General features: G+C 68.7%; 24 protein-coding genes. 13 read left to right on the top strand and 11 right to left on the bottom strand.

Annotation, left to right across the window (positions count from 1 at the left end):
- Nucleotides 1-339 precede the first annotated feature (339 nt).
- Together ACXIZN_RS16785 and ACXIZN_RS16780 are read left to right on the top strand one after the other, a co-directional pair.
- Entirely contained in the window at nucleotides 340-1467 is a 1128-nt protein-coding gene (locus ACXIZN_RS16785; protein WP_457955545.1) for a sensor histidine kinase, read from the top strand.
- A complete protein-coding gene (locus ACXIZN_RS16780) occupies nucleotides 1464-2126 on the top strand; it encodes a response regulator (RefSeq protein WP_457955543.1) in 663 nt (220 codons plus the stop codon). Before ACXIZN_RS16785 ends, ACXIZN_RS16780 begins: the two co-directional genes overlap by 4 nt.
- Nucleotides 2127-2132: 6 nt before the next feature.
- On the opposite strand, the gene ACXIZN_RS16775 is transcribed toward ACXIZN_RS16780, so the two are convergent.
- A complete protein-coding gene (locus ACXIZN_RS16775; RefSeq protein WP_457955542.1) occupies nucleotides 2133-3035 on the bottom strand; it encodes an alpha/beta fold hydrolase in 903 nt (300 codons plus the stop codon).
- Between the two features lie 112 nt (nucleotides 3036-3147).
- The gene (locus ACXIZN_RS16770; protein ID WP_457955541.1) at nucleotides 3148-3783 is read right to left on the bottom strand and encodes a TetR/AcrR family transcriptional regulator; all 636 of its coding nucleotides are present in this window, start codon (nucleotides 3781-3783) and stop codon (nucleotides 3148-3150) included.
- 99 nt (nucleotides 3784-3882) lie between these two features.
- On the opposite strand from ACXIZN_RS16770, the gene ACXIZN_RS16765 reads away from it, so the two are divergent.
- Both ACXIZN_RS16765 and ACXIZN_RS16760 read left to right on the top strand, forming a co-directional pair.
- Nucleotides 3883-5325 (top strand): MFS transporter, encoded by a 1443-nt coding sequence (locus tag ACXIZN_RS16765; RefSeq protein WP_457955539.1) that lies wholly within the window; start codon nucleotides 3883-3885, stop codon nucleotides 5323-5325.
- 27 nt (nucleotides 5326-5352) lie between these two features.
- Nucleotides 5353-6534, top strand: a complete 1182-nt coding sequence (locus ACXIZN_RS16760; protein ID WP_457955538.1) for an FAD-dependent monooxygenase — start codon at nucleotides 5353-5355, stop codon at nucleotides 6532-6534.
- Here the strand turns inward: ACXIZN_RS16760 and ACXIZN_RS16755 are convergent.
- Together ACXIZN_RS16755 and ACXIZN_RS16750 are read right to left on the bottom strand one after the other, a co-directional pair.
- On the bottom strand, nucleotides 6531-6920 hold the full coding sequence (locus tag ACXIZN_RS16755) for a hypothetical protein (RefSeq protein ID WP_457955536.1): 390 nt from the start codon (nucleotides 6918-6920) through the stop codon (nucleotides 6531-6533). The two genes, ACXIZN_RS16760 and ACXIZN_RS16755, sit on opposite strands and share 4 nt — an antisense overlap.
- Nucleotides 6921-7190: 270 nt before the next feature.
- On the bottom strand, nucleotides 7191-7649 hold the full coding sequence (locus ACXIZN_RS16750; RefSeq protein ID WP_457955535.1) for a PPOX class F420-dependent oxidoreductase: 459 nt from the start codon (nucleotides 7647-7649) through the stop codon (nucleotides 7191-7193).
- 169 nt (nucleotides 7650-7818) lie between these two features.
- Here ACXIZN_RS16750 and ACXIZN_RS16745 point away from each other — a divergent pair, with 169 nt between their 5' ends.
- A complete protein-coding gene (locus ACXIZN_RS16745; RefSeq protein WP_457955534.1) occupies nucleotides 7819-8595 on the top strand; it encodes an endonuclease I family protein in 777 nt (258 codons plus the stop codon).
- Between the two features lie 8 nt (nucleotides 8596-8603).
- On the opposite strand, the gene ACXIZN_RS16740 is transcribed toward ACXIZN_RS16745, so the two are convergent.
- Complete coding sequence (locus ACXIZN_RS16740) at nucleotides 8604-9098, bottom strand: N-acetyltransferase family protein (protein ID WP_457955533.1); 495 nt, start codon at nucleotides 9096-9098, stop codon at nucleotides 8604-8606.
- A gap of 39 nt (nucleotides 9099-9137) precedes the next feature.
- Nucleotides 9138-9950: a dienelactone hydrolase family protein gene (locus tag ACXIZN_RS16735; protein ID WP_457955531.1), complete on the bottom strand. Its 813-nt coding sequence runs from the start codon at nucleotides 9948-9950 to the stop codon at nucleotides 9138-9140.
- A gap of 72 nt (nucleotides 9951-10022) precedes the next feature.
- Between ACXIZN_RS16735 and ACXIZN_RS16730 the strand changes: the two genes are divergently transcribed.
- The 4 genes from ACXIZN_RS16730 to ACXIZN_RS16715 are packed head-to-tail and all read left to right on the top strand — an operon-like array spanning nucleotide 10023 to nucleotide 12022.
- Entirely contained in the window at nucleotides 10023-10982 is a 960-nt protein-coding gene (locus ACXIZN_RS16730) for a GlxA family transcriptional regulator (RefSeq protein ID WP_457955530.1), read from the top strand.
- A gap of 53 nt (nucleotides 10983-11035) precedes the next feature.
- The gene (locus ACXIZN_RS16725) at nucleotides 11036-11362 is read left to right on the top strand and encodes a PadR family transcriptional regulator (RefSeq protein WP_126730920.1); all 327 of its coding nucleotides are present in this window, start codon (nucleotides 11036-11038) and stop codon (nucleotides 11360-11362) included.
- A complete protein-coding gene (locus ACXIZN_RS16720) occupies nucleotides 11359-11715 on the top strand; it encodes a DUF1048 domain-containing protein (protein WP_457955529.1) in 357 nt (118 codons plus the stop codon). The genes ACXIZN_RS16725 and ACXIZN_RS16720 overlap by 4 nt, the downstream gene beginning before the upstream one ends.
- A gap of 1 nt (nucleotide 11716) precedes the next feature.
- Entirely contained in the window at nucleotides 11717-12022 is a 306-nt protein-coding gene (locus tag ACXIZN_RS16715; protein WP_457955527.1) for a DUF1048 domain-containing protein, read from the top strand.
- On the opposite strand, the gene ACXIZN_RS16710 is transcribed toward ACXIZN_RS16715, so the two are convergent.
- Entirely contained in the window at nucleotides 12001-13818 is a 1818-nt protein-coding gene (locus ACXIZN_RS16710; RefSeq protein WP_457955525.1) for an APC family permease, read from the bottom strand. The genes ACXIZN_RS16715 and ACXIZN_RS16710 overlap by 22 nt on opposite strands.
- 169 nt (nucleotides 13819-13987) lie before the next feature.
- Here ACXIZN_RS16710 and ACXIZN_RS16705 point away from each other — a divergent pair, with 169 nt between their 5' ends.
- Nucleotides 13988-14767 (top strand): ABC transporter ATP-binding protein, encoded by a 780-nt coding sequence (locus ACXIZN_RS16705; protein ID WP_457960533.1) that lies wholly within the window; start codon nucleotides 13988-13990, stop codon nucleotides 14765-14767.
- Complete coding sequence (locus tag ACXIZN_RS16700) at nucleotides 14764-15525, top strand: ABC transporter permease (RefSeq protein WP_457955524.1); 762 nt, start codon at nucleotides 14764-14766, stop codon at nucleotides 15523-15525. The genes ACXIZN_RS16705 and ACXIZN_RS16700 overlap by 4 nt, the downstream gene beginning before the upstream one ends.
- A gap of 9 nt (nucleotides 15526-15534) precedes the next feature.
- Here the strand turns inward: ACXIZN_RS16700 and ACXIZN_RS16695 are convergent, their stop codons facing one another.
- Together ACXIZN_RS16695 and ACXIZN_RS16690 are read right to left on the bottom strand one after the other, a co-directional pair.
- Nucleotides 15535-15765: a hypothetical protein gene (locus ACXIZN_RS16695; RefSeq protein WP_192744960.1), complete on the bottom strand. Its 231-nt coding sequence runs from the start codon at nucleotides 15763-15765 to the stop codon at nucleotides 15535-15537.
- A 37-nt stretch (nucleotides 15766-15802) separates the two neighbouring features.
- A complete protein-coding gene (locus tag ACXIZN_RS16690) occupies nucleotides 15803-16672 on the bottom strand; it encodes an alpha/beta fold hydrolase (protein WP_457955522.1) in 870 nt (289 codons plus the stop codon).
- Between the two features lie 104 nt (nucleotides 16673-16776).
- On the opposite strand from ACXIZN_RS16690, the gene ACXIZN_RS16685 reads away from it, so the two are divergent.
- Nucleotides 16777-17307, top strand: coding sequence for a CGNR zinc finger domain-containing protein (locus ACXIZN_RS16685; protein ID WP_457955520.1), 531 nt, complete (start codon nucleotides 16777-16779; stop codon nucleotides 17305-17307).
- Here ACXIZN_RS16685 and ACXIZN_RS16680 read toward each other — a convergent pair.
- Nucleotides 17304-18074 (bottom strand): hypothetical protein, encoded by a 771-nt coding sequence (locus ACXIZN_RS16680; RefSeq protein WP_457955519.1) that lies wholly within the window; start codon nucleotides 18072-18074, stop codon nucleotides 17304-17306. The two genes, ACXIZN_RS16685 and ACXIZN_RS16680, sit on opposite strands and share 4 nt — an antisense overlap.
- Nucleotides 18075-18721: 647 nt before the next feature.
- On the opposite strand from ACXIZN_RS16680, the gene ACXIZN_RS16675 reads away from it, so the two are divergent.
- On the top strand, nucleotides 18722-19504 hold the full coding sequence (locus tag ACXIZN_RS16675) for a S1 family peptidase (RefSeq protein WP_457955518.1): 783 nt from the start codon (nucleotides 18722-18724) through the stop codon (nucleotides 19502-19504).
- A 67-nt stretch (nucleotides 19505-19571) separates the two neighbouring features.
- Here the strand turns inward: ACXIZN_RS16675 and ACXIZN_RS16670 are convergent, their stop codons facing one another.
- Nucleotides 19572-20717 carry a hypothetical protein gene (locus ACXIZN_RS16670; RefSeq protein ID WP_457955517.1) on the bottom strand — a complete coding sequence of 382 codons (1146 nt, stop codon included), beginning with the start codon at nucleotides 20715-20717 and terminating at the stop codon, nucleotides 19572-19574.
- Nucleotides 20718-20770 lie beyond the last annotated feature (53 nt).

Here is a 20770-nt window from a genome sequence, read left to right as displayed (position 1 = left end):
GTATGCCGTGTGGAGGCCGGAAGTTGTTACGCGTCTGCCAGAAAACGCACGGAGGCAGCCCGACCGGGCTTGGGCGCCCGGGCACGTCGCGAAAGCCACTTTCGGGACATCCGATGTCCCGAAAGTGGCTTTCGCGACATCCCCGTTCCGGAGCCGGCGGGATCCACGCGCTCCTGCCGGGAAACCCGGTCAGCCGGGCGTGCGCGCCGAATCCGTCATCGGTGCCGGGCCAGTGCGCGCGGACGACGTCACGCGGCACGACGGTGACGACGATGGCGTCGTCGGCATAACCCGTGCTGGCATACGGACCATTCACCCGTTCGGAATAAGATCCGCGTCGTGGTCTCCCTTCGGCGGGTCTCGGAGCAGTGGCGTCGGCTGTTCGGCCCGGTCTGGTATCTCCCGGTCGCCTTGACCCTCTTCGCCGGATCGCTGCTCCCGGCGCTGCAGAGCCACGGCACGCAGTTCGGCGGGATGCCGAACCGCCCGTACGACCTCTTGGCGGTGGCCGGGATCGCCCTTCAGTGCGTTCCGCTCGTGGTGTGCGCCCGGTGGCCGGTGGCCTGTTTCGCGCTGGTGTCACTCGGTTTCGCCATCGACCAGTTCGGGGGCTACCACTCGGTCGCGGGCACGGCGCTGCCGATCGCCTTGCTGACAGTCGGCCTCCGGCTGGAGCGGCATCGCCGCGAGGCGGCGATCGCGTTTTCGGCGGTCTACCTCGCGACGGTGATCGCGTTCGCTTCGCTCGGCGGGACGGAGCCCGTCTCGGGCTACGTGACCTTCTATCTCGCGCTGGTGCTGGCGTGGGGGATCGGAACGTGGCTGCGGTCCAGCCGGGCCGCGGAGGAGGAACGACGGCTCCGCGTCGCCGAAGAGACGCGGACGGCCGAGCGCGCCCGTATCGCCGCCGAGCTCCACGACGTCGTGACCCACCACGTCACGGCGATGGTCGTGCAGGCCGAAGCGGCCCGGTACCTGACCGACGCGCCGCTCGATCAGAGCTTGGCCGCCGTCGCCGGCACCGGGCGGCAGGCGATCACCGACCTGCGTCATCTGCTCGACGTGATCGACCCCGGCCACGGCGCCGAAGCGATCCCGACCCTCGTGGAGCGCACCCGCCGGGCGGGGCAGCCGGTGGAGTTCTCCGAACAGGGCGAGCCCGTGGAACCGGCCGGGGACGCCGGTCCCGTGGCCTATCGCGTCGTGCAGGAGGCGCTGACGAACGCGCTGAAGCACGCCCGCGGAAGCCGCACCTCGGTGCTGGTGCGGCACGGCGACGGTGAGATCACCGTCGCCGTCGACACGGCCGAGTCCGGCCCGGCATCGGATCCCCCGGAGGGAAGCGGCCGCGGCCTCGCCGGGCTCCGCGAACGGATCGACGTCCTGAACGGCGAATTCAGCGCGGGCCGCCGATGCGACGGCGGGTTCTCCGTCCGCGCCCGCATCCCCGCGGGGAACCCCTCGTGACCGCGCCGACCCGGGTGCTGGTCTGCGACGACCAGATGCTCGTCCGCACCGGGCTGGTGACCATCATCGGCGCCCAGCCCGATCTCGAGGTGGCGGGCGAATGCGGCGACGGCCGGACCGCGGTCGACCTCGCCGCCCGGTTGCGCCCGGACGTCGTGGTGATGGACGTCCGCATGCCGGTGCTCGACGGTATCGAGGCCACCCGCCTGCTGGCGGGAGCCGGTGTGGCCGAGCCCGGCAAGGTGCTGGTGGTGACCACGTTCAATCTCGACGAGTACGTCTACCGGGCGTTGCGCGCCGGTGCGAGCGGGTTCCTGCTCAAGGACACCCCGCCCGACCGGCTGCTGCACGGGATCCGCACCGTGGCCGCCGGCGCGGCGCTGCTGGATCCCGAGGTGACCCGGCAACTGGTGGGCAGATACGCCGCCCGGATCAGGCCCTCGGAGGACCAGGACCCGGACGGCGGTCCGCTGACTCCCCGGGAACTGGAGGTGCTCCGCCTCATCGCCGACGGCCTCTCCAACAGCGAGATCGCCGCCACCCTCATGATCAGCCAGGAGACCGTCAAGACGTTCGTGTCGCGCATGCTCGCCAAACTCGGGCTCCGAGACCGGGTCCAGGCGGTCATCTACGCCTTCCGCCACGGTCTCGTCACCTGAACCGTCCTATTTGGACTTCGCGGCTTCCTCGGCGACGCGCTGGATCGCCCGGACGGCGACATCCGGCTGGTCGACGTAGATGTAGTGCTCACTGTTCGCGGCCGTGCTCAGATTGCTGCGGCTGGACAAGGCGAGCCACTTCCGCTGGCCCTCCGACCACGCCCGCTCCAGGCCCGCGCCGTACTCGGGGACGGCCGTGAGGTACGGCTTGCCGTGCTGGATCACCTCGACCGGGATGTTGCCCGCAGAGCGGACCTCGCCGTCGGTGACCACCAGCTTCTCCGGGCCCTGACCCGCGAACACCGCCAACGTCTGCTGCCGCAGTTCGGCCGCCATCCCGGTGGCCGAATCCGGTATCCGCTGCCGCAGATCGGCCTCCTGGGTCGGCGAGGTGGCGTCCATCAGCACCAGGCCCTTGACCCGGTCCTGGTGGTCGGGGGAGTACCTGGCGGCGATCAGCCCGCCGAGCGAATGCCCGGCCAGCACGACCGGCTTGCCGCCGGCGACCTGGTCGAGTACCCCGGTCAGGATCTTCCCGGTGGTTTCGAAACTCTGCGGCCCGTCGGGCTGGTCGCTGGCGCCCGCGCCGAGCCGGTCGTAGGAACAGACGTGGCCCTGCGCGGCCAGCGTGTTCTGGAGCCCGGCCAGCTTCGTGACGTCGTCGCCCCCGCCGTGCAGCAGGACGACGACCGGCCGCCCCTCGACCGGCTCACCGGCGCACGACACGTTCACCGAACGCTCGCCGACCTTGATCTTCCGCGTTCCGGTGAACGCGGCCCGATCCTGTGCGGCGGCGCTGCTGTTCGCGGGCGCCTCCGGCTCCGATTCCGAGGCTTCGTCGCAGGCCGACAGCGCCACGCCTGCCACGGCGCAGCACAGTGCGATCAGAGCGGATGCCTTACGGGACATGGTGAACTCCTGGTACAGGGGAACGATTCACCGGGCACGCTACGGATCCGGCGGCCGGGAATCGTCACCATGCGGAGGACACCTGCGCGTAGCTCGCATGGGGGACAGGACGTCAGCCGTAGGCGCGCAGGAACACGTCCACCCCGTCGGTGAGGATCGCGAGGACTTCCGGCTCGCCCACCGCGCCGGCCTGGTCCTCGTCGGTCACGTCGAGGACGAGGCGCATGGTCAGGGCGACGAAATGCTGCATGGCGCGCCGCGGGTCGGTCAACCGGAGCTTGCCGTCGGCCGCGAACTTCGCGAACCGTTCCTCCATCATCCGTTCGGGTTCGTCCCGTGCCGCTTCCGGCAGCCGTGGCGCCACCGGCGCCTGGGAACTCAACCGCCGGAACGTCGCGTAGTCCGAAGTCGGGAACATCCCCGTCGTCACCCGCCGCGCGAAACCGAGCAGGGCGTCGCGGACGTCGCGGTCGTCGGCGAGTTCTTCGTCGATCGCCTTGCGCACGGTCGCGACCACGGCGTCGTTGGCGCGGCCGAGAACGCCGCGGAACAGGGTCTGCTTGTCGCCGAAGTGGTCGTAGACGGTGCGTTTGGACACTCCGGCCCGCGCCGATATCGCGTCGACACTGGTGAGTTCGTAGCCGTCCGACACGAACAACGCCTCGGCGGCGTCAAGGATCGCCGCTCGTTTGGCCTCGGCTCGCAGCCGACGGCCCGGTGTCAGCGCGGTCGCTCTCGGGGTCGCCATGTTCTCATCGTATTCTCAGCCGCAGAAAACTGCACCGTGTAGTGTAGTTTTTGAGGCGGGTGAGCCGCCTTTCCCTGAATCCCGCACAAGGAGTCCTTCATGCAGGAGAGCAGGATCGGCGCAGGACCGCACGCGAGCTGGAACGGTCGGCTGATCGGCCTCGTGGCGGTGCTGGTGCTCGTCAACTTCATGGTCGACACGGCCATCACCGCACCGCTGCTGGTCCTTCCGGAGATGCTCGACCACTTCGGCACCGATCAGACCGCCTGGCTCAACGCCAGCGCGATGCTGGCGGGCGTGATGTGGGCGCCGTTGCTCGGCAAGAGCGCCGACGTGTACGGCAAACGCAAGGTGCTCGTGCTGACCTTGCTGCTCAGTTGCGCGGGCGCGCTCGTCTGCGCGGTCGCACCCAGCCTCTGGGTCTTCGTGCCAGGGCGCCTGTTGCAAGGGGCGGCCGTGGCCGCCTTGTTCCTGTCCGTCGCGATCGTCCGCGAGATCTGCGCGCCCCGGATCGCGATGATCGTGGTGGGCATCGTGACGTCGGGATCCGCGGTGCTCAACATCGGTTCCCGGTTCCTCACCGAGAAACTGGCCGCGGAGTTCGGCTTCCAGATCTTGTTCCTGATATCGGCCGTCGTGGCGATCGCGATGGCGATCTGCGTCCGCGGCGTCCTTCCCGAATCCGTGGTCAAGACGCCGGGCCGGATCGACGCCGGCGGGGCGCTGCTCCTCGGCGGCGGTCTTGCCGGAGTGCTCGGCTACATCAGTCTCGGCTCGGAGTTCGGCTGGCTCGCCCTCGGCCCGGTGGTCCTGCTCGCCGGTGGTGCCGCGGCCTTGGCCAGGTGGTTCCTCGTCTCGAGCCGGAAACCCGATTCGCTGATCGACGTCCGGCACCTCGGCGCGCCCTTGGCGCTCACGTTGCTCGTGCTCGTCCTCGGCACCGGTTCGTACCAGAGCATGCTCCAGCTCATTCCGTTGGTCAGCGATGTCTCGGCGGACCAAGGGCTCGGGTACGGCCTGGCGGGCCAGGGAACGCTGGCGCTGCTGCTCGCGGCACCCGGTATCGGCGTCATGATCGGCGGCCCGGTGGCCGGACTGCTCGCCACCCGCGTCGGGCCGGCGATGACCCTGGCCGGCGGAATCGCGCTCGGAACCGTGGCCACCCTCGGGATGTTCCTCGGTGTCTCGCAGTTCCCCGTCGCGGTGTTCTTCGCCTTCCTGCTGGGTTTCACGGTCGGCGCGCTGGGGACGTCCGGCTTCAACCTGGCGGGCGGCCTCGCGCCCGCCGAACGGCAGGGCATCGTCTCCAGCCTGGTCATGGTCGTCATCGCGATCGGCTCGGTGGTGCTGGACTTCGTGGGTGCCGCGGTGCTCAAGTCGACCGCCGTGTCCGCCGGCGGCGAGACGGTGAATTCGGGAACGGGTGTCTTCACCTACATCACCATCGCGTCCGTCGCCTTCGCGATCGCCGCGGTCCTCGTCGTCCTGCTGGTGCGAAAGTCGCGCTTCGGCACCAAAACGCCGTCACTGGCGACCCTCTGACGGAATCCGAGAAGGGAAACGAACATCGTGAAAGGCACTGTTCTGGTCTCCGGCGCGAGTATCGCCGGTCCCGCCGTCGCGTTCTGGCTGCGCCGTCACGGATTTTCCGTGACGGTGGTGGAGAAGGCGGGCGCGCTGCGCGGTGGCGGCTATCCGATCGACATCCGCGGCACCGCCCTAGAAGTGGCCCGCCGTATGGGAATCCTTCCGCGGCTTCGAGAAGCGCATATCGAGACACGCTCGCTCACCTTCGTCGACGCCGGCGGCGGCGAGGTGACGTCGGTGAACCCGCAGGCGGTGACCGGCGGAGTCGACGGGCACGACGTCGAGGTGCGGCGTGGCGATCTGGCGGAAATCCTGTACGGAGCCACGCGCGACGACGTGGAGTACGTCTTCGACGACTCGATCGAGGCGCTCACCGAACACGAAGACGGTGTCGATGTGACCTTCCGGAGCGGGGCGCGGCGCGGTTTCGACCTGGTGGTAGGCGCTGATGGGCTGCACTCTCGCACCAGGGAACTCGTTTTCGGTCCCGAGCATCAGTACCACCGATATCTGGGTTATTGCTTCGCCGGCTTCACCATGCCCAACGAACTCGGCCTGTCGCGGGAAGGCGTCATCTGGAACGCGCCCGGCCGCGGGGCGGCGCTGTACGCGGTCAAGGGAAGCGAGAAGGTCCACGGCTTCCTGGTCGCCGCCCGCCCTGAACCGCCGTACGAAGTCCTTCGCGATCCTCAAGCGCAACGTGACCTTATCGCCACGACTTTCGCCCATGACGGCTGGGAAATCCCGGCCATGATCGGCGCCATGCGCGACGCCGACGACCTGTTCTTCGACACCGTCAGCCAGATCCACCTGCCGCGCTGGTCCAGCGGCCGGGTCGGGCTGGTCGGCGATGCCGCCTACGCGCCGTCGTTCCTGACAGGGCAAGGTTCCAGCCTCGCCCTCGTCGGTGCCTACATGCTGGCGAGGTCGCTCGCCACCACCGCGGCCTTCGACGCCTACGAAAGGGAGACGCGGGAATTCGTGGAACTGAACCAAGCGCAGGTCGGCGTGGGCGAAGCGGCGCTCTTCCCGGTCACGGCCGAAGCCCTCGCGCGACGGGACAGCCGGCTCCGCGGCCTGACCACGTTGCCGACGGAGACCGGGCGGCCCGCGCACACCGCGCTCGTCCTGCCCGATGTGATCGTGGCACCGCAGCGGGGCTAGCGCGACAACTTCGGTGCAGCCGGGATCGAGTCGCGTTCGACGGAGAAGACGGCGAGGAAGTAGTTCGCCGTAGCGCAGTTGACGTTCTCGCCGCCGGTGAGCTCCGGGGTCAGCGTGTCGCCTTCGACGGTCAGTTCGGCGCCGTCCTCGGCGCAACCGGGAATGACGAAGGCGAAACCGCGCCGATCGGCCGGCGGTGCGTACGCCAGCGTGGCACGGGCTTCGGCCGGATTCGCGATCTTGGCCTGCTCCAGGGTTCGCAGGAACCCTGGAGCGCCGGCCGTTCCCAGCTCCACGGGCGCCAAGCCCGCCAGGCCGGCGGCCGAACCGAGCTTTGTGAACGCCTCCAGTTCCGCCTGCGCCGCGCCGGTGCCACAGCTCGCCACGACCAGGAGGAGGCATATCGCGATCCATCTCATGCGACGTGGACGTAGCGGGTCCGGCTCGCGGTTGCGCCGTCCGGGTCTCGAAGCGATATCGAGGGTTAGCACAAAGGTGGCGTCGGTTGGGGGTGTGTGGAAATAGGGACGTTGAGTGTCCCTGTTTCCACACACCCTCTTGTGTCAGGGACGGTCTCGCTGGACTGTGTGGATTTCGGATCATCCAACGCACCAAAATCCACACAGTGAGGGACGGGGTCCGGCACGCGACAGCACTCAGACGTCCAATAAGGACGGAGCTCCTACGGCTGCCGCCCACGCCGGAAAGGTTCGACCCCGACGACACGACGGGAACGGGGTCGGCTCCACGAGGACCTTGACCCGCCGTTCTCCCGGGATCCGCCATTCGAACCGGTCGGTCCCGACGTACTTCTTCGCCAGCCGGTCCATGCACCGGTCCGCCTCGTCGCCTTCGACGAACTCGACGACCCGGCCGTGGATGACCACCCGGTCGTAGGGGTTCTCCGTGTCCAGGCAGGACAACGACACCCGGGGTTCACGGCGCAGATTCTCTTCCTTCACCCGGCCGACGGCGGTGTTGAACACGATGTGTTCGCCTTCGACGTCGATCCACATGGGGGACACCTGGGGAGACCCGTCCTGGTTCACCGTCGCCAGGTGCCAGAACCTCGGTGCCGCGACCCACTCGCGGATCTGTTCGCTCAACTCGGCCACGCGGTCCTCCAGTGGGTCGGGACGACGATTGTCGCGTGACCGGCGGCGTATGTCACCCCTTGACACTCATGACAGTATTTTTCCAACCATACGACTTGTGCGTTGCCGGGGTTGTGGCAGACGAGACGACGACGATCCGGGCCGGCGCCTCTGGGGAGAGGAACAGTCCATGCGGCCAGCCCGCCGAATCTCTGTCGTACTCGCGCTCGGTCTCACGGCGGGGATCGCCTTCGCGTCGCCGACCCTCGCCGCTCCGTCCGGCGACGACTACTACCAAGACGCGCTGGGCAAGACCGGGCCTGAACTTAAGGCGGCGCTGCACAAGATCATCAGCACCGGCACCAAGCTGACGTACGAGCAGGTGTGGGACGGGATCCGGGCCACCGACGAGGATCCGGCCAACAAGGCGAACGTCGTGCTGCTCTACAGCGGCCGCTCGCAGGCGAAGACGGCCAACGGCGGGGGAGTCGACGACTGGAACCGGGAACACGTCTGGGCCAAGTCGCACGGCGACTTCGGCACGGCGGTCGGCCCCGGCACCGACCTGCACCACCTGCGCGCGGAGGACGCGTCGGTCAACAGCACGCGCGGCAACAAGGACTTCGACGCCGGCGGTTCCCCGGTCGAGGAGGCGCCCGGCAGCTTGACCGATGACGACTCGTTCGAGCCGCGCGACGCGGTCAAGGGTGACGTCGCCCGCATGATCCTGTACATGGGCGTCCGCTACGACGGCACCGACGGTTTCCCCGACCTCGAACCCAACGACGCCGTCGACAACGGGTCCAAACCCAATATCGGCCGGATCTCGGTCCTGCTGAGCTGGCACACCCAGGACCCGCCCGACGCCACCGAGCAGCGGCGCAACCAGGTCATCCACGACCAGTTCCAGCACAACCGCAACCCGTTCATCGACCACCCGGAATGGGCCGCCTCCATCTACGGTTAGGGCGCGGCCTAGGCGATCTTCCGGAGGAAGCACACCCTGTCCTGGCCGGGGCCGTCGTAGTCGCTGTGCACGGGGAGACCGTCGACCTCCCGGTCCCCGGGTTCGAGGGTGAAACCCATGGCGCGATGGAAGGCGATGGATCCGGCGTTCCCCGGCGAGGTGATCGCACGGACTTCCGTGCGGCCCGCCTCCGCGGCGCGCTGGAAGAAGGTCTCGTAGAGACGGTGGGCCGTCCCCTGCCCGCGGAGTTCCGGATCCACGCCCACGAAATGGATGTACGCCCCGGAGTCGTCGGGGGAGTGGAAGCCGACGAGGAACGCCCTGATCCCGGTTTCGTCCTCCATGACCAGGCTCGTGCCGGAGAAGAACTGCAGGAACAGCTTGGGCAGCAACAGAGAGAGCTCCCGAGCCTCGGCGGGGGTGCGCGAGTCGCCCCACCACCGCTGGACCCGGTCGACGATCGCGCTGTGGTCCGAGACGTGGGCTCGGCGCGGTTCGGGCATGGCGGTCTCCTCTCGGACGATCTTGAGGCCACCCCGTTTCTACCGTGCCGTCAGCCGGTCGGCGAGGAAGGCGAGGATCTCGTCCCTCGCGCGCCGCGTGGGATGCCCCTCGGAGTCGACGAAGTGCGCGGTGACGACGCTGTGCGGCGTGCCGACCAGGTCACGGAAGAACGGTGGCGGGTCGGTGTTCGCGGCGCTGTCCGGCAGCACCCGTCCGTCGAAAGCGCCGCCGAGGAGGGCCTGATAGGCGGCGAATCGCTGCCCGGTGCACCAGCGGTCGCCCTCGAAGCGGTAGGCGAGCACCTTCAGGCCGTCGCGCGCGATCCGGTCCCGGACCTCGGTCGCGTCCTCGTCGGAGAGTTCGAGCGCGCCCTGGTCGTCCAGCGGCAGCGACGGGTGGTTGACCACGGGTGCGACGACGGCGGGTTCGAGCGCCATGGTGAGGGCGAAGTTGCCGGTGAAGCAGAGGCCGATCGCGCCGACCCCGGGGCCGCCGCATTCGGTGTGCGCGATCCGCGCGAGCCCCCGCAGCCACCGCGTGACGGGGCTGGTCCCGCCTCCGGCGAACGCCCGGAATTCGGCGCTGACGCACGCGCGGCGCACCACTTGCTCGCCGTCCTCCGCGGTCGGATAGGCGCCGTCGCGCCCGAAGAGCGAGGGGACGTAGACGGTGAAGCCGGCGTCTCGTATCCATCGCGCGAACCGGACGACGTCGGGACTGATGCCGGGCATTTCCGGCATCAGCACCACGCCGGGACCGGATCCCGTGACGTGCACCGTCTTCTTCACGCCGTCCACCTCCACGAGCCGGTGGGAGAAGTCGGTGAGGGCATCGTCCAGGTTTCCGCGCATGGCGGAAGCCTCGGCCGGAGCGGCCCTCGCGGGGAGAGGCCAGATCGCCGGGTTCCGGGGTAATCTCGCCACATGCTGCGAGTGGGGGTACTGGCCTACCCAGGCTGCTTCGCGTCAGAGGTGTTCGGTGTCCCCGATCTCCTCACGATGGCCGCGCACGTCGCGGGGCCGGACCACGCCGGATACGAGGTTTCCGTCGTTTCCCCTCGCCGCCGGGTCACGGTGTCGGGCGGGGCCGGGGTGGCCGTCGCGCCGCTGCGTGAAGTCGACGTCCTCGTCGTGCCGGGGTTCGAGCTCGTACCGGGGCAGGACATCGACGCGAAGATCGCGAACCTCGCACCGGAGATCGAAGCCATCCGGTCGCACGCCGCCGCGGGCCACGTCGTCGTCTCGCTTTGTGTCGGCGCGTTCCTGCTGGCCGCGGCCGGGCTGCTCGACCATCGCCGCGCCACCACCTCGTGGCTTTTCGCGGACGAACTGGCGCACCGGTGCCCTGAAACCGAAGTCCGGCCCGAGCGGCTCGTCGTCACCGACCGGGGAGTCACGACGACGGCGGCGTTCAGCGCCATGTACGACTTCGCGCTCGGACTGATCCGTGAGCACAGCGGCGCCGAAGTGGCGCGGACGACGGCGCGGGTGGCGCTGGTCGACGACGCGCGGTCGTCGCAGACGCCATATGTCGACACGCGGCTCCTGCCGCGGCCGGGCGACGCGTTCTCCCGCCGGGTCATGCGATGGCTGGACCAGAACCTGGCCGTCCGCTACGACCTCGCCGCCTTGGCCGGACGGTTCAACGTCAGCACCCGGACGTTGCTGCGGCGCTTCGCGGAGGAGGCCGGGCAGACGCCGCTCGAATACCTGCATTCCTCGCGCGTCCGGCGTGCCCGCCACCTCCTCGAAACGACGGATCGGACGGTCGCCGCGATCTGCGCCGCCGTCGGCTACCGGGATCCGGGGACGTTCGCGGCCCTTTTCGCGAAGCACACGGGAAGGCGGCCCGGTGACTATCGGGCCGCCTTCCGGCGCGTGTGATACGTTCCTCCAGTAGTCAGTGTCACTGAGTACTGGAGTCGAAGAGGGTCACGATGGACGGTCTGACCGAGATGCTGAAGGGCACGCTCGAGGGTTGCGTGCTGGAGATCGTCGGCGGCGAGGAGACCTACGGGTACGCCATCACGCGCCGGTTGAACGAGCTCGGCTTCGCGGAAGTGGTCGAGGGGACGGTGTACGCCATCCTGCTGCGGCTGGAGAAGAACGGACTGGTCCAGGTGACGAAACGGCCATCCGAGCAGGGGCCGCCGCGCAAGTTCTACGCGCTGAACGACGCCGGGCGCGAGGAGCTCGCGAAGTTCTGGGCGAAATGGGAATTCGTCACGTCACGGATCGACGAACTCAAGGAGGGCGGGAAATGAAGTTCTGGGACACCGTCACGGGCAACGATCTCACCAGGGAATGGAAGGCCTTCGAGGGCAGGGCCGGGGCCTTGCCCGCCGACCACCGGGCGGCGTGGGAGGAGATCACCGCGCATCTTTCGTCCTATTCGGACTTCACCGGCAGGAACCTGTTGCCGGTTCTCGACGGCGCCCTCGGGCTGCTGGAGGAAACGGCCGCGGACGGCCAGAGCGCGCGCGAGGTGCTGGGTGACGACATCGAGGGTTTCTGCGCGGCGCTGGCCGGAGGGGAGCGCCGCCGTGGCTACCGCGACCGCTGGCGTGAGCAGCTGAACAGGAACGTCGCCAGGAAACTGAAGCAGCTGGGAGGCTGACGTGGGCATCCAGGACATCATCGAGGGCAAGAAGCAGTGGCGTGCGCACGTGGCCCGGGTCAAGGCGCTCCCGCCGGACTACCAGATCGTCTACAAGGAGATGCGGAAGTACCTCTTCAAGGTGGGACCGGTCGACCTGGCCGACGGGCCACTGCTGCCCGGGATCGTGGATTTCTTCGAGGAGGGTGTGGCGTCCGGAAAGGGTGTGATGGCACTCATCGGCGAAGACGTCGCCGCGTTCTGTGACGAGCTGATCAAGGACACGCCCACCCACGCGGATCTCTATCAGGAGTCCCTCGGCAAGTGACGCCGGCTCATCCGGAAGCGCATCCGGCAGACGACGGCGTCCGAGCGGCGGCGCAGCGCGCGGGCGAGCACGGCTCCGCGCTGGTTCTGCAGGATCCGCTGCCACCAGTGCTCCGGTTCGACCCCGGCGATCAGCACGAAAACGTGCCGTCCGCCGACGGTGCGGAGGTGTTCCATGAGCGGTTCGCCGAGGCGGCGGCGTTCGTCGTGGAGCTGAACCAGGGCCACTCCGGGGTGCCACTCTTCCCAGGCTGCCACGAAATCCCATGACGACTGTTCGTCGTCGGGATGGGTGACGTGCACCGCCTGGACGTGGTCTCCGAGTGACAACGCGGCGGCGAGGGCGTCCCGGGTCAGGCGGGAAACGGTGTGGACGGGGACGATCACGAGCGAACGGTCCGGCCGCGGGGGTGCCGGGGTGACACCGAGTTCGAGCCGGTCGCCGATCCGGCGGTAGCTGCGCTCGACCCATTCCATGGCCGCCACCAGCAGCGGCGGCGTGATGACGATCAGCCAGCCGCCCTCGCCGAATTTGGTCGTCGTCACCACGATCGCCGCGGCTCCGGTGAGCAGCGCGCCGAAGCCGTTCAGCGTGGCCTTGGCGCGCCAGCGGGCCGGGCGGGTGCGTCGCCAGTGCCGGACCATTCCGAGCTGGGAGAGCGTGAACCCGACGAACACGCCGATCGCGAACAGCGGGACCAGGGTGTTCATGTCGCCGTCGGTGACGACGAGCAGGAGCGCGGCGGTGACGGCGAGGAAACCGACGCCATGGCGGTACACCTGGCGTTCGGCGCGCAGCGCGAACACATGCGGCAGCTTGTTGTGTTTCGCCAGCAACTGCGCCAGCACCGGCAGCCCGCCGAAGGAGGTGTTCGCGGCCAGGGCGAGCAGCACCACGGTCGAGAACTGCACCAGGTAGAAGCCGAAGCCGTCGCCCAAGGACGCCGTGGTCACCTGCGAGAGCACGGTGACGCCGTCCACCGGGTGGATGCCGAACTTCCCGATCAGCACGGCGATCCCGATGAGCATGACGCCGAGCAGGCCGCCCAGTGCGATCTCCGCGTGCTGAGCGCGGCGAACCCGCGGTTTGCGGAACGACGGCACGGCGTTGGCGATCGCCTCGACACCGGTCAGCGCCGCGCAGCCGTTCGCGAAAGCCTTGAGCAGCAAGAGGATTCCGACCGTCTGCAGGTTCTGCGGGTGTTCCGGCGCGGCGATCACCGCGGCGGGCTCGTCGCGGACGAGGCCGGCGACGACCACGGTCAGGATCGCGCCGACGTAGATCACCGTGGGCGCGACGAACACCCTGGCGCTTTCGGCGATGCCGCGCAGGTTCACGCCGGTGACCAGCGCCAGGACGCCGAGGCACAACCACAGCTTGTACGGCAGCAGGCCGGGGAACGCCGACGTCAGCGCGGCGACCCCGGCCGCCACGGAGACCGCGACGTTGAGCACGTAGTCCACGATCAGGGAAGCCGCGGCCGCCAGGGACGCCCGCCGTCCGAGATAGGTCCGGCTGACCCCGTAGGCGCCGCCGCCGTCGGGGAACGCGGAGATCACCTGGCGGTAGGACAGCGTCAGCACGCCCAGCAGTACCGCGATCGCGAGCGTGACCGGCACGGTGAAGCCCAGACCCGTGCCGCCCGCGACGGCCAGCACGATCACGATGGCTTCGGGTCCGTAGGCGACCGACGCCATGGCGTCCAAGGACAGCGCGGCGAGCCCGCCGACGACGGAGAGCCGGTGCCGTTCGGCGCGGTCGGTACCGCGCTCGGGGCGGGTGAGTGTCGTGGTCACGCCCGTCAGCCTGGGGTTCTACCGCACTTCGGTTCGAGGGCGTTGACGGGTTCTTGACACCGATCCGGGTGAACCCGACAGCAAACTGACGCCCTTGCGTGACCACTAGTCAGTGCTACTATCTACCAGTAGTCAGTGCTACTGAGTAGTGCTCAAGAAGGGGTGGATGATGGTCGCGCGGCAAACCGAGGCGATCCGGGTGCGAGGCCTGGAGAAGTCGTACAAGGCTCTGCATGTCTTACGAGGCGTCGATTTCGAGGTGGCGCGGGGCAGTATCTTCGCCCTTCTCGGCTCCAACGGGGCGGGCAAGACCACGGTCGTGAGGATCCTGTCCACGTTGCTCAAGGCGGACGCGGGGGCGGCGAGCGTCGCCGGCTGGGACGTCGCCACGCGGCCGGCCGACGTGCGGGAAAGCATCAGCCTCACCGGGCAGTTCGCCGCCGTCGACGAGATCCTCAGCGGGCGTGAGAATCTCGTGCTGGTCGCCCGGCTGCGGCATGTGAAACAGCCGGGCAAGATCGCCGACGACCTCCTGACACGGTTTTCGCTGACCGACGCCGGCGCGCGGAAGGTGTCGACTTATTCGGGTGGTATGCGACGGCGGCTGGACATCGCCATGAGCCTCATCGGGAATCCGCCGGTGATCTTCCTGGACGAGCCCACCACCGGGCTCGACCCCGAGGCCCGTGCCGAGGTGTGGGCCGCGGTGAGGGAACTCGCCGCCCGCGGCACGACGGTCCTGCTGACGACGCAGTACCTGGAGGAGGCCGAACAGCTCGCCGACCGGATCGCGATCCTCCACAAAGGACGGATCATCGTGAACGGCACGCTCGCCGAACTGAAGCGGCTGCTGCCGCCCGCCGAGGTCGAATACGTCGAGAAACAACCGTCACTCGAAGACGTCTTCCTGGCCATCGTCGGCGCGGACAAGGAAGGGAGCGGACGATGACCAAGTACTTCCTCGGCGACACGACCGTCCTGCTCGGCCGCTCGATGAAACACGTCACGCGCAGCATGGACACCATCGTCACGACCGCGATGATGCCGGTCGCCATGATGCTGATGTTCGTCTACGTCTTCGGCGGCGCGATCGAAACGGGGACGGATTCGTATGTGAACTACATGCTGCCCGGCATCCTGCTGATCACCGTCGCGTCGGGGGTGGCCTACACCGCGCTCCGGCTCTTCACCGACATGAAGAGCGGGATCTTCGAACGATTCCAATCCCTGCCCATCGCACGCTCGGGCGTGTTGTGGGCGCACGTACTGACGTCGCTGGCCGCCAATCTCATCTCGCTCGTCATCGTCGTGGGTGTGGCCCTGCTCATGGGCTTCCGGTCCACCGCGGGCGTACTGACCTGGCTCGCGGTCGCCGGAATCCTGCTCCTGTTCACGCTGGCGCTGACCTGGCTGGCCGTCATCCCCGGCCTGTCCGCGAAATCCGCCGACGGGGCGAGCGCGTTCTCCTACCCGCTCATCTTCCTGCCGTTCCTCAGCTCGGCCTTCGTGCCCACCGCCACCATGCCGGGCCCCGTGCGGGCCTTCGCGGAGCATCAGCCGGTGACGTCGATCGTCAACGCCATCCGGGACCTGTTCGGCGGGCAACCGGTCGGCGACGACATCTGGATCGCCCTTGCCTGGTGCGCCGGTCTGCTGATCGTCGCGTACGCGTTCGCGACGATCAGCTACCGACGCAAGATCTCCTGACGTCGCCGGTCAGTCGTCCGGGCCGCGCAGGGTGAGGACCACGCGGAGCACGTGTTCGACCGCGGCCGGGAACGCGGCTCCGCGTAGTTCGCCACGGCTGACGAGGGTACGCCCGGCGAAGTCCAGCATCCGGTCCTCGCCGAGACGCCGGACGGTCAGCGTCGCCACTTCCTCGAGGTCGAGGTCGGGATGGTCCATGCGGGTCAGCGCGAATTCGATGAGCAGCTGTTCGTCCGTCACTTCCCACCTCCGCCTCACCTCGAGGATACGGCCGCGGTCAGCGCGGCACGCGGCCGAGGAAGTCCCTGACGAGGGTGGCGATCTCCGCGCCGTGGGTCTCCAGCGCGAAATGCCCGGCGTCGAGCAAGTGCAGTTCGGCGTCGGGCAGGTCGCGAAGGAACGCGCGGGCTCCGTCTGCGCCGAAGATCTCGTCGTGCTCGCCCCAGGTGATGAGGGTCGGCGGCCGGTGCTCGCGGAAGTACCGCTGGAAGTCCGGGTAGGCGTCGAGGTTGAACTGGTAGTCCCAGAACAGCTGCAGCTGCACCTCCTGGTTGCCGGGGCGGTCGAGCAGGGTCTGGTCGAGGGTCCAGGTGTCCGGGGTGAGCCGGTCCAGCCGGTCGGCGGGGACGCCGTGGGTGTACTGCCAGCGGGTCGCGGCGGGTTTCAGGAGCTCGCGCACGGCTTCCTCGTGGGTTTCGCGGTCCTTGGCGTGCGCGAACAGGACGTCCCAGAACGGCGTGAAGCCGTCGACGTAGGCGTTGCCGGACTGGACCAGCAGCGCGCTGATCCGGTCCGGGTGACGGCTCGCGATGCGGAGCCCGATGGGTGCCCCGTAGTCCTGGATGTACAGGGCGAAACGGTCCAGGCCGAGCGTGTCGATCAGGCCCATGGTGATCGCGGTCAGGTTCTCGAACGAATAGTCGAACCGGTCGACGGGCGGAGCGTCCGAATATCCGAAGCCGATGTGGTCGGGGGCGATGACGTGGTACCGGTCGGCCAGTGCCGGGATCAGCGTGCGGAACATATGCGACGACGTGGGGAAACCGTGTAGCAGCACCACGGTGGGCGCGGCCGGATCGCCGGCTTCCCGGTAGAACACGCTGCGGCCGTCGATGGTCGCCGTGCGGTGCAGGGTGGCTTCGGACATGGGTGGGTGCTCCTCGCGATTGCGCCTAACCGTCTAAATGCTTGAGAACGGTTAGAGATAAGCAGGAGGAGACCTAACCTGTCAAGCGGTCGACGGAGGGTAGGATGACGGCTGTGTCGCAACGCCCCTTGGCCGGCGAGCCGATCGCCCTGGACCTGCTGAACACCACGTGGCCCGAACGTGGTGAACAGCGGGACGTCTTCGACGAACCCGGCGGCGTCGGTGCCTGGCTGGCCGAGTGGGGCCTACCGGATCCCCCGGGGGCGGAGGAACCGTTGCGGCACACGCGTTCCGTCCTGCGCGAGGTGCTCGAAAGCCCGGGCGCCTCCGCCGAACGCGCCCTCAACGAAGTGCTGGCGCGCGGGCGTTTGCGGCCGGAGCTGCGGCAAGGCGGCCCCGAAGAAGTGATCGAGGTCGAGGAAGCGGCTTGGCGGCCCGCGTGGCTCGCGGCGTACGGCTACTTGAGCCTGCTTCGCGCGCGCCCGGAACGGATCAAGCGATGCTCGGCGTATCCGGTGTGCACGCTGTACTTCGACGACACGACCCGGAACGGCACCAGGCGATGGTGCTCCATGGAAACCTGCGGCAACCGGGCGAAGGCCGCTCGTCACTATCGCCGCGAACGGACCGCCTAGAACCAGCGGCGTCGCTTCACGGCGCTTTCCTGCAGTCCCAGGCTTCCGGTCAGGAAGAAGGTCCCCGTCACGATGTTGCCGGGCGCGGGTGGCCGCTCCAGATCGGTGGCCGCGATGGCGACGTCGAGTTCGATCGCGGCGATGGTGCGGACCCGGATCCGATGGAACGCCTTGCCGGTGGCCGTGTTCACGGGGGTTTCGGCCTTGACGACTTCGCCGGCGAACAGCGCGTGGGCGGAAGGCGTCCAGCCGGGCGAGGGTTCCTCGAGAGCGAAGGTGCCGGACGGGATGAAGTAGTCGGCGGCGAACTTCGGTCCGTCGTCGTCCTGCGAGGCGTAGTAGGCATCGGCGTCGGCGTGCACGGTGATGTCTTCGGCCAAGGCCGCCAGCACCAGGGAGCCGGACTCGAGCCGCCCGCCGGAGTGGGCGAGGACCGCCCGGTCTTCCAGTTCGACCGCGACGGGGCAGACCATCTCCCCGCTGACGCCGTCGAGGAGGTCGAGCATCGCGGTCTCGTCGTCGACGAGGTGAACGTCGCGCACCGGCACCGCGGGCGCCGTGCCTGCCAGGCACGGCAGAAGGAAGTCGATCTCGCCCTTGCGAACCTGCGCGACCAGCCGGGCACCGGACGGGTCCGTCCAGACGTGTTCGCTGGTCTTCTTGCCGACCTGCCGGGCCGTGCCCGCGCTGATCAAGGAGACCACTCGCTCGCCGAACTCGTCCTGGTCGGTGACGCCGATCCCGATCGCGTCGAAATGGCTGGACATGATCATTCCCCCTCGCACTGTCCGCTGGAGACTACTGGTGGACCCGATCGAGGTCATCCAGGTTTCGGAATGCGGGTCGTGACGAATCGGGCCGCCCGCCGGGTCGGGAGTGGCGAAAGGGGTTGCCGGTCGAACGTGTCGCGAAAGCCACTTTCGGGACATCAGGCGTCGCGAAAGTGGCTTTCGNACTGGTGGACCCGATCGAGGTCATCCAGGTTTCGGAATGCGGGTCGTGACGAATCGGGCCGCCCGCCGGGTCGGGAGTGGCGAAAGGGGTTGCCGGTCGAACGTGTCGCGAAAGCCACTTTCGGGACATCAGGCGTCGCGAAAGTGGCTTTCGCGACACGGGCGCCGGCGGCGACGTGGCCGGTGCGGGTGAGTGGCCGGGGCGAAGGCTGCCCTCACCGCATTGGACGCGGCGAAAGGAACCGTCACCCCAACCACCGACCTCGCGCCCGCAACACGCCATCCCGAGCGCGACCTCGACCGGCTCGCCACCAGTCCGGGTCAGACCTGCCGGTCCCGCTGTCACGCTGGGTCGGCCATTCGGCCGAGGTACACCCGACCGATGAGCCGATCCAGCTGTGATCATCACCCCATAGCGTGACGACTGTCAGCAATTCGTCGTCTACGGGGAGTTCACGATAATGCTTCGCAAAACAGGCGTACTGATGGTCGGGCTGGCCGCGGCGGGAGCGGTGCTGGTACCGGGGGTCGCGGCGGCCGACGGGCCGACGCCCTACGTCATCGGCGGGCGCGACGCCACCGAGGACTATTCGTTCATGGTGTCGCTGCAGGAGGGCGGGCAGCACTTCTGCGGCGGCTCGCTGATCAGTGAGGACTGGGTGGTGACCGCGGCGCATTGCGTGCGGGGAGCGCAGCCGGGGCAGATCAGGACCAGGATCGGGGCGCGGCAGCACGACAGCGGGGGCACCGAGACCGGGGTCAGCCGGATCATCGTGCACCCGGACTTCACCGGGGAGGAGCCGCTTGGCCAGGACATCGCGTTGGTGCGGCTGGACAAACCGGTGACCGAGCAGCCGATCAAGATCGCCGACGCCGTGGGCGGCGCCGGAACGGGGACGCGGATCCTCGGCTGGGGCGAGCACTGCGCCGAGCAGAACTGCGGCGCGCCGGAGATCCTCCAGGAGCTGGACACCAAGGTCAGGCCGGCCGAAGACTGCCGGACCCTCGTCGCGGGCAAGGAGATCTGTACCGGTTCCGACACCCCGGACGCGATGGGCTGCTACGGCGACTCGGGCGGGCCGCAGATCAAGGGCAGGCCCGGTGAGTGGGAACTGGTCGGTGCCACCAGCCGCGATGGTGACGCGGATCCGAAATGCGCCAGCGGTCTGGGCATCTGGACCGACGTGACGGTGTACCGGGACTGGATCGCCGAGCAGACGGGCCGGACGCCGGCCGTGGCGTGATCTCGGGGACGTGTCGCGAAAGCCACCTTCTAGCGGAAGTGGCTTTCGCGGCACTCCCTGACGAGCGTTACCGGCGGGTCTTCTCTTCCAGCGTCCGGCGCCGAGCGGTCACCTCGTCGGGGTCGTCCCCGAGGACCAGCAGTTGCAAGGTGCTCCGCCTGATCGGATCGTCCGTGCGGCCGGTGTCATGGCCGGCCACGAGGAGCAGGCCACCATCCGCGAGCGCCGGGCGTACCTCGGCGAGCAGGTCGGCGAGTGCGCCGGCGACGGTCAGCTTCACGGATTCGGCGGGGCGGTCGAGTGCGTCGGGGCGGACGGACTGTATCGCCAGCAACGGGATCGAGCCGCTGGTGATCCGGAAGTTCAGGTCGAGCACGACCTGCTGGCCGTCCCGGGTCAGAGCGCAGTCGAGGCTGCACAGGCCGCGGTAGCCGACATCGGCCGCGCGCTGGGTGATGGCCAGGCATTCGGCGAGCAGTTCGGCGGGAGGAGTGGTGACCGCGCCGAAGATGCCGCCGGTGTAGATCCCGGTCGCGTCGACGCGTTGTTCGGTCACGGCGAGCAGGCGGGCCCGCGCGTCCGCTCCCACGTAGAACTGCAGGCCCCAGTTGTGCACGATCTGCAGGTACTCCTCGACGACGAACTCGCCGAGCACGTCGGTGAACGCCGGCAGGACGATCCGCTCGCCTGCCTCGTGCAGATAGACGTCGAGGCTGCCGCCGTGCGCGTCGTTGGTCGCGGCCTTGAGCACCCACGACTTCTCCGCCGGCGCCGCCTCCGCGAGTTGCGCGCGGGTCACGACGCTGCGGTGCGCTTGGAACCGGGGATCGACCAACGTGGTGATGCTGGCCTTGTTGTTCAAGTAGCCGACCAGTTGCGCGCTTTTGAGCGCGCGTGCGTCCGGACACAGCGTGGTCGGGTGGGGGTACTCCATCGACATCAGCAGGCCGTCGGACATCGCTTCGGTCACGCGGGCGGCGAATTCCCGTTCGCTTCGGAACTCGCGCAGATCCGTGCCGACAGGCAGGCCGCCGGCTCGCAGGAGCGCCAGCAGATCCGGGTCGGTGCCACCGGCGCTGCAGATCACCGGCATGTCGGCCGCGACGGCGATCGGTCGTGCGGAGACGACGTCACGGCTGTGACGGTGCCTGTTCACTGGTTCGGCGGCGGCCGGCTCGGGCCGCGCGCAGAGGGCGATGCCCGGGCCGTACACATCGGTGAGGGAACGGGGAGCGCTGACGGCGTACGGCAGAACTACGGGGACAC

The sequence above is a fragment of the Amycolatopsis sp. TRM77291 genome, from assembly GCF_054166285.1.
The sequence above is the reverse complement of the archived record's forward strand: the minus strand, read 5'-3'. Positions and strand labels throughout refer to the sequence as shown.